Annotated in this window: 6 protein-coding genes; 3 read left to right on the plus strand and 3 right to left on the minus strand. The window is 73.5% G+C overall.

Annotated elements, in window-relative coordinates; genetic code table 11:
• The first annotated feature begins 113 nt into the window (after positions 1–113).
• Complete coding sequence (gene glmM / locus C1I93_RS08785; RefSeq protein WP_111242732.1) at positions 114–1,469, plus strand: phosphoglucosamine mutase; 1,356 nt, start codon at positions 114–116, stop codon at positions 1,467–1,469.
• A gap of 108 nt (positions 1,470–1,577) precedes the next feature.
• Here the strand turns inward: glmM and C1I93_RS08790 are convergent, their stop codons facing one another.
• On the minus strand, positions 1,578–2,759 hold the full coding sequence (locus C1I93_RS08790; protein ID WP_111242740.1) for a pyridoxal phosphate-dependent aminotransferase: 1,182 nt from the start codon (positions 2,757–2,759) through the stop codon (positions 1,578–1,580).
• 147 nt (positions 2,760–2,906) lie between these two features.
• On the opposite strand from C1I93_RS08790, the gene glmS reads away from it, so the two are divergent.
• Complete coding sequence (glmS, locus tag C1I93_RS08795) at positions 2,907–4,820, plus strand: glutamine--fructose-6-phosphate transaminase (isomerizing) (protein WP_111242733.1); 1,914 nt, start codon at positions 2,907–2,909, stop codon at positions 4,818–4,820.
• A gap of 35 nt (positions 4,821–4,855) precedes the next feature.
• On the opposite strand, the gene C1I93_RS08800 is transcribed toward glmS, so the two are convergent.
• Together C1I93_RS08800 and C1I93_RS08805 are read right to left on the minus strand one after the other, a co-directional pair.
• Positions 4,856–6,460, minus strand: a complete 1,605-nt coding sequence (locus C1I93_RS08800) for an alpha/beta hydrolase (RefSeq protein WP_111242734.1) — start codon at positions 6,458–6,460, stop codon at positions 4,856–4,858.
• Positions 6,457–6,756, minus strand: coding sequence for a type VII secretion target (locus C1I93_RS08805; RefSeq protein ID WP_111242735.1), 300 nt, complete (start codon positions 6,754–6,756; stop codon positions 6,457–6,459). Before C1I93_RS08805 ends, C1I93_RS08800 begins: the two co-directional genes overlap by 4 nt.
• A gap of 172 nt (positions 6,757–6,928) precedes the next feature.
• Between C1I93_RS08805 and C1I93_RS08810 the strand changes: the two genes are divergently transcribed.
• Positions 6,929–8,334 (plus strand): NAD(P)H-hydrate dehydratase (locus tag C1I93_RS08810; protein WP_111242736.1); only part of this gene is annotated, 1,406 nt, incomplete at its 3' end.

Here is an 8,334-nt window from a genome sequence, read left to right on the forward strand (position 1 = left end):
TCAGCCACATCTTGTACTTCTGACGAACGGCCGGTTCGCCTCCCCTCATCCGGGGCAGAGGTGGGCCGGCCGTTTCGCTTTCTCATCGGCATTTTCATCGGAGGTTGGCGGGTATGGGCCGGTTGTTCGGCACGGACGGCGTACGCGGGCGGGCGAACGTCGATCTCACCCCGGAGTTGGCGCTCTCGGTGGCGGTCGCGGCCGCACACACCCTCGCCGAGTCCGACCGCAGCCACGCCCCGCTGGCCGTGGTCGGCCGCGACACGCGGGCCAGCGGCGAGATGCTGGAGGCGGCGGTGGTCGCCGGCCTCACCAGCGCCGGTGCGACTGTCGTCCGGGTCGGCGTGCTGCCCACCCCGGCGGTGGCATTCCTCACCGCCGAGGCCAAGGCGGACCTCGGCGTGATGCTCTCGGCCTCGCACAACCCGATGCCGGACAACGGGATCAAGCTCTTCGCGGCCGGCGGCCACAAGCTGCCGGACGAGATCGAACTGCGGATCGAGGCGGCCATCGAAGCCAACGCCACCACCGCCTGGGCCCGCCCGGTCGGCGCGGGGGTGGGCCGGGTGCACGATCTGCTCGATGGCGCCGACCACTACGTGCAACACCTGGTCGGCACGGTGCCGCACCGCCTCGACGGGATCAAGGTCGTGGTCGACTGCGCCAACGGTGCCGCCGCCGAGGTGGCTCCGGCGGCGTACCGGGAGGCCGGCGCCGAGGTGGTGGCGATCCACGCCGAGCCGGACGGGCTGAACATCAACGACGGCTGCGGGTCCAACCACATCGAGGCGCTGCGCCAGGCGGTGGTGGAACACGGCGCGCACCTGGGCATCGCGCACGACGGTGACGCCGACCGCTGCGTCGCGGTGACCGCCGACGGCGACGAGGTCGACGGCGACCAGGTGATGGCGATTCTGGCGCTGGCCATGCGGGAGGCCGGCACCCTCGCCGAAGACACGCTCGTGGCCACCGTGATGAGCAACCTCGGACTGCGGCTGGCCATGTCCGCCGAAGGCATCCGGCTGGTCGAGACCAAGGTCGGCGACCGGTACGTGCTTGAGGAACTGCGCGCCTCCGGACTGGCCCTCGGTGGCGAACAGAGCGGACACATCGTGATGCCGGCGTACGCCACCACCGGCGACGGGGTGCTGACCGGGCTGCACCTGATGGCCCGGATGGCGGCCACCGGCCGTACCCTGGCCGACCTCGCCTCCGTGGTGACCAAGCTGCCGCAGGTGCTGATCAACGTGCCGGTCGGTGACCGTACCGTCGGTGCCAACGCGCCCGCCGTCCGCGTCGAGGTGCAGCGGGCCGAAGCCGAACTCGGCGAGACCGGCCGGGTGCTGCTCCGCCCCTCCGGCACCGAACCCCTGGTCCGGGTGATGGTCGAGGCCGCCACCGAGGCGACCGCCCGCGAGGTCGCCGAACGCATCGCCACCCACGTCCGCACCGCCAGCCCCGAGGTGTAAGGAGGGGCCCCCTGTTAACGCCTCAGGTAGAGCAGGGGCCCCCTATTAACACGCGTCACGCGAGAACGAGCTGGCGTGCGGGACGAGCTGGCGCGCGGGGACGAGCCGTCAGGTAGCGCGGAGCCGGGTGACCGCCTCGGCGAGCACCTCGGGGCGTTTGCAGAAGGCGAACCGGACCAGCCGCCGGCCGGCCTCGGGATCGTCGTAGAACACCTGGGTGGGTACGGCCACCACACCGCACCGCTCGGGCAGCGCGCGGCAGAACTCGACGCCGTCGGTGCCGCCGAGGGCGGTGACGTCAGCGGTGACGAAGTATGTCCCTTCAGGCACCAACACGTCGAAACCGGCGTCGGTGAGTCCACTGATCAACTGGTCCCGGCGGTCCTGCATACCGCTGCGGAACTCGGTGAAGTACGCGTCGGGCAGGTCCAGCGCCACCGCGACCGCCGGTTGCAGGGGCGCGCCGTTGACGAAGGTGAGGAACTGCTTCACCCGCAGCAGCGCCGAGACCAGGGGCGCCGGGCCGCTCGCCCAGCCCACCTTCCAGCCGGTGCAGGAGAAGGTCTTGCCGGCCGAGGAGATCCGCAGGGTCCGCTCGCGCATGCCGGGCAGGGTGGCGAGCGGCACGTGCCCGGACCCGGCGTCGGTGAAGACCAGGTGCTCGTACACCTCGTCGGTGACCGCGTACGTGCCGTGCTGCTGGCACAGCTCGGCGATCAGCGACAGCTCGGCCCGGGTGAAGACCTTGCCGGTGGGGTTGTGCGGGGAGTTCAGCAGCACCAGCCGGGTACGCGGGCCGAACGCGGCCCGCAGCGCCGCCGGATCGAAGGCGTACCGCCCGTCCGGGTCGGGACGGAGCGTGACCGGTCGCCGCACCGCGCCGGCCAGCGCGATGGAGGCGGCGTACGAGTCGTAGTAGGGCTCGAAGCAGATCACCTCGTCGCCGGGTTCGCAGAGGGCGAGGATCGCGGCGGCGATCGCCTCGGTGGCACCGGCGGTGATCACCACCTCGCTGTCCGGGTCGTACTCCAGGCCCCAGAACCGGCGCTGGTGTGCCGCCACGGCCGTGCGTAGCTCGGGGATGCCGGGGCCGGGCGGGTACTGGTTGCGGCCGGAGCGCAGCGCCTCGGCCGCGGCGGCGAGCATCTCCGGCGGGCCGTCGGTGTCCGGGAAGCCTTGCCCGAGGTTGACCGCGCCGGTCCGGACGGCGAGCGCGGACATCTCCGCGAAGATCGTCGTGCCGAACGGGCGCATCCGGCTCACCAGGGGGTCCACCTCGATGCTCGTCACGCCCGTCAGGGTACGGGTGCGAGCCCCGGCACCGCTCGCGTGGTTCGTGACCCGCAACACCCGACGACGCCCGATCGCTCAGATTGAGTGATTATTTACCCGGCTTTCGCGCAGATAAGTTGAGCGAAACTGGTTAGGCTGCCACCCATGTGTGGAATCGTGGGGTACGCCGGTGGTCGACCGGCGCTGGGGATCGTGCTGGACGGGCTGCGCCGGCTGGAATATCGCGGCTACGACTCGGCAGGCGTCGCCGTCGTCTGCGACGGTGAACTGCTGACCGAGAAGAAGGCCGGCAAGCTGGCCAACCTGGAGAAGGTGCTCTCCGAGCGGGCCGCCGAGGACCCGGCTGCCTGCGGTGCCAGTCCGCTGGGCATCGGTGACGGCACCACAGGCATCGGCCACACCCGGTGGGCCACCCACGGCGGACCCACGGACCGCAACGCTCATCCACACGTGTCACCCGACGGCCGGGTCGCGGTGATCCACAACGGCATCATCGAGAACTTCGCCAAGCTCCGCACCGAGCTGGAGGAGGACGGCGTCGAATTCACCAGCGACACCGACACCGAGTGCGCCGCGCATCTGCTGGCCAAGGCGCTGGCCGAGCTGCGGGCCGCCGGCCAGCCGGACGGGCCGCAACTGCTCGCCGCCGGCATGCGGGTGGTCTGCCAGCGACTGGAGGGTGCCTTCACGCTGCTCGCGGTGGACGCCGGGGTGCCCGGCGCGGTGGTCGGCGCGCGGCGCAACTCGCCGCTCGTGGTCGGCCGGGGCGACGGGGAGAACTACCTGGCCAGCGACGTCGCCGCCTTCATCGAGCACACCCGCGACGCGGTCGAGCTGGGCCAGGACCAGATCGTCCTGATCACCGCCGACACCATCGAGATCACCGACTTCGACGGCCAGCCCGCCAGCGGCAAGGACTTCCACATCGACTGGGACTCCTCGGCCGCCGAGAAGGGCGGCTACGACTGGTTCATGCTCAAGGAGATCGAGGAGCAGCCGCAGGCCGTTGCCGACACGCTGCTCGGCCGGCTGACCGAGAGCGGCGAGATCATGCTCGACGAGGTCCGGCTCAGCGACCAGGACCTGCGGGACGTCGACAAGATCTTCATCGTGGCCTGTGGCACTGCCTACCACTCCGGGCTGGTCGCCAAGTACGCCATCGAGCACTGGACCCGGATCCCCTGCGAGGTGGAGCTGGCAAGCGAGTTCCGCTATCGCGACCCGGTGCTGGACCGGTCCACCCTGATCGTGGTGATCTCGCAGTCCGGCGAGACCATGGACACCCTGATGGCGCTCCGGCACGCCAAGGAACAGAAGGCCCGGGTGCTGGCCATCTGCAACACCAACGGATCCACCATCCCGCGCGAGTCCGACGCGGTGCTCTACACCCACGGCGGGCCGGAGATCGCTGTCGCCTCCACCAAGGCGTTCCTCACCCAGCTGGTGGCCTGCTATCTGATCGGCCTGCACCTGGCCCAGGTGCGGGGCGTCAAGTTCGCCGACGAGGTGGCGGCCGTGGTGGAGCAGCTGCACCAGGTGCCAGGGAAGCTGCGGGAGCTGCTCGGGCGGATCGAGCCGGTCCGTGAGCTGGCCCGTGAGCTGGCCGCCGAGCCGACAGTGCTGTTCATCGGGCGGCACGTCGGCTACCCGGTGGCGCTGGAGGGCGCGCTGAAGCTCAAGGAGTTGGCGTACATGCACGCCGAGGGCTTCGCCGCAGGCGAGCTGAAGCACGGCCCGATCGCCCTCATCGACAAGGGCACGCCGGTGATCTGCGTGGTCCCGTCCCCGGTAGGTCGCGGTCTGCTGCACGACAAGGTGGTCTCCAACATCCAGGAGGTACGCGCCCGGGGCGCCCGCACCATCGTGATCGCCGAGGAGGGCGACCAGTCCGTCGTCCGGTACGCCGACCATCTGATCTACGTGCCGCGTACGCCGACGTTGCTGGCACCGCTGGTGACCACCGTGCCGTTGCAGGTGCTCGCCGCCGAGATCGCCGCAGCCCGGGGACACGACGTCGACCAGCCACGCAACCTCGCCAAGTCGGTGACCGTCGAGTAGCGACCGGTCGCTGTGGTGCTGGGCCGGTGACCTGGTCACTGGCCCAGCACCACGCGCGCCATGCCGTCGAGCGCGGGATTGTCCGGATGCCAGTAGCCGGTGTGGCCGTACCGGCCGCTGGGGAAGGTGCGGCCGCCGAAGGTCGACGCGGTCGGGTCGCGGCCGAACCAGCGTTCGTCACCCGGCCCGGCGAGCAGGCCGGCGATGGTGTTGACCGGGGCGGCACCGAGCACCGCCTGCCGGGCCAGATCCTCCGGCGGACGGGTCAGCCGGATCACGTCGTCCGGCGCGGTGCTGGCCCACACCTGCCCCGCTGGCAGGTTCAGCTCGGTGGCGTGTGCCACGCCGACCCCGGGCGAGCCGAGGAAGACGAGCGCGTCCGCGGCGAGGCCGTGGTCGCGGGCGGCGGTGCCCACCACGAGTGAGCCGTAACTGTGCCCGAGCACGGTCTGCCGGGCTGCTGGACCGTCGTGGGTGGCCCGCAGCCCCTCCTGGAACCGGTGCAGCGGGTCGCCGGCCGCCCGGGCCTGCCCGTCCCGCGCCGCCTCGGGCAGGAAGTCCGGAGCGTCGTAGTCCAGCCACAGCACCGCCGAGGTCTCCTCGCCCGGCGCCAGGTCGGCGCAGCGGGACAGCACCCGAGCCGCCCGTCCCAGCTCGTCGGTGGCGTCGTCGAGCCCGGCGGTCATCCCCGGCACGTACGTCAGCACGCCGGCTGCGCGGTCCGGGTTGCCGAGCGCCACCACCGTGCGCCCCTCGCCGCCGACCTCCAGCCCGAGCAGGTAGGCCCGGGGCGGATCGGGTGAGTCCAGTCGGGCGGCGAGCGCGTCCAGGCCGGCCAGGGCGGCATCGACACGACGCAGCCCGGCAAGCTCGGCGGGCCCGCGCGGCACCCGCCCCAGCAGCTGGCCCCATTCCGCGCGCAACTCCTCCCGCCGCAGGCCCAGCAGCAACCGGTTGGCCTGGTCACGAGCGGCGGCAGGGACGCCGTCCAGGCCGGCGACCGACTCCGGCTCGTGCCCCACCAGCCAGCGCCGCTGGGCGGGGGTGAGCCCGGCCCACCAGCGACTGACGAGCGCCGGATCGCTGCCCGCGACGGGCCGATCCGGTGGCGGCCGGGCGACCCAGCCACTCCCGGCGTCCGCCGCCAGTTGCCCGAGCCGGTCGGCGGCTTCGCGGTCGGCGGCGGTGGCCAACGCGAGCGCGTCGTGGATGGCCGCGGCCACCGGGACCACCGTGGGTCCGGCCCGGTCGGCGGGCACCCGGCTCGGATCGGGGCGGGCCCGTCCCCACCTGTCGATGAGCACACCGGCGGTGTCCGCGAGCGCCACCGCCGCGCGCAGCCGGGCCTGCGCGGCGGCCAGTCGGGCGGCGAACTCGGCGAGGATCTGATCGGTCTCGATCACGGCCGGCACCAGCATGACCAACTCGCCCCGCAGATCGCAGAGGCGGGCGCCGGCTGATCCGGCGGCCGGCCCTGACCAGCCCGAGCGCAGGGTCGTCGCGCTGTCGACCAGCTCGTCGGCCCGCTGCCCGGTCGGCCGGGTCAGGCTGGCCCACGCGGTTCCGGTGGCGCGCCAGGCAGCCGGGTCGGCCGTGGCGAGCTGCGCGTAGCCGGCCCGGGCCGACGCCGAGCCGGTCACCGCGGCAGGCCCGACAGGCGGGTGGCGGCCCGCGCGTCCACCGAGTCGTACGCCCCGGCGGCGGCACGCAGGGCGGCACCGGTCTCCACGATCCGGGCACCGAGCCGGCCGGACCAGCCGTGCACCGCCTCCTCCAGGGCGGCAAGCGATCCGGCCGCCGACCACTGCGGTGCCGGTGCGGTCAGCCCCGGCACGCCGGCCAGCAGCCCGTACGCCAGCCGGTGGCCGGTGTCGCCGAGCCCGCGCCCGACCCGGCGCAGCAGCTCCGGCTGCACTGTCAACTCCTCCTCGACCATCCGCCCTCCCCGTCTCCTGAGACCCACACCGACCGACGCTAGGTGGTACCGGCGGTGCCGGGAGTGCCCTGTGGACAACGGGCGGTGGGCGTACACCCGGTCTGTCCACAGGTGTTGCCCGGTGCGCGGCCGGCGGCTATCTTGCGGCCCCTGCGCCGGTAGGGTGGGCCGCATGACACCGGTCTGGCGGGTCGCGGACATCCGGACGGCGGAGAAGGCGCTGATGGCCACGCTGCCGCCCGGCACGTTGATGCAGCGCGCCGCCGCCGGGCTGGCCCGGCGCTGCGCGCTGCTGCTGGCCGACCGGGGTGGGGTGTACGCCGCGCCGGTGCTGCTGCTCGTCGGTTCCGGTGACAACGGCGGCGACGCGTTGTATGCCGGTGCCCGGCTGGCCCGACGCGGTGCGGCCGTGTCGGCGCTGCTGCTCGACCCGGACCGGGCACACGCCGAGGGCCTGGCCGCGCTGCGTGCCGCCGGCGGCCGGACCGTCGACCGCCCGCCGACCCTTGTCGATCTGGTGCTCGACGGGATCGTCGGCATCGGGGGCCGCGGCGGACTGCGGGAGACCGCCGAGCAACTGGCGGCGAGCCTGCTGCGGCACCGGGGACGCGACGGCGAACGGGCCACTGTGGTGGCGGTGGACGTGCCCAGCGGGGTGGCGGTGGACACCGGCGCGGTGCCACTGAACGCCGCCGGCCGGCCCAACGCCGTCCGGGCCGACGTCACGGTGGCGTTCGGCGCGCTGAAGCCGGCGCTGGCGGTCGGACCCGCCGCGGCGCTGGCCGGGCAGGTGGAACTGGTGGACATCGGGCTGCGGCCGTGGCTGCGGGGCACTCCCGCGCTGCGGGTTGTCGAATGGTCGGACGTGGTCGACTGGTGGCCCCGGCTCGGTGCGTCCTCGGAGAAGTACACCCGGGGCGTGGTCGGGGTGGCCACCGGGTCGGCGACGTACCCGGGCGCGGCGGTGCTCTCCGTCGGCGGTGCCCTGGCCGGGCCGACCGGCCTGGTCCGCTACGCCGGCAGCGCCCGGGACGAGGTGGTGCGGCAGCACCCCTCGGTGATCGCGTCCGGGCGGGTGGCCGACGCCGGCCGGGTGCAGGCCTGGGTCTGCGGCTCGGGGCTGGGCACCGACGAGCGGGCGGCGACGGAACTACGCACCGTGCTCGCCGCGCCGGTGCCGGTGGTGCTCGACGCCGACGCGCTGACCCTGCTGGTGGACGGCTCGCTCGCGGACCAGCTACGCCGCCGGGACGCGCCGATCGTGGTCACCCCGCATGATCGGGAGTTCACCCGGCTCTGTGGCGAGGAGCCCGGTGGCGACCGGGTCGCCGCGACGCTGCGGCTGGCCGCCTGGATGAACGCCGTGGTGCTGCTCAAGGGCGACCGTACGGTGATCGGCACGCCGGACGGCCGGGCGTACGTCAACCCGACCGGCACCCCTGCGCTGGCCACCGGGGGCACCGGTGACGTGCTGGCCGGACTGCTCGGCTCGCTGCTCGCCGCCGGGCTGCCGGCGGAGCGGGCCGCCGCGGCGGCGGCGTACCTGCACGGCCTGGCCGGCCGGGAAGCGGCCCACAC

Origin of the sequence: Micromonospora endophytica (assembly GCF_003236305.1) — a bacterium.
Classification (GTDB): domain Bacteria; phylum Actinomycetota; class Actinomycetes; order Mycobacteriales; family Micromonosporaceae; genus Micromonospora; species Micromonospora endophytica.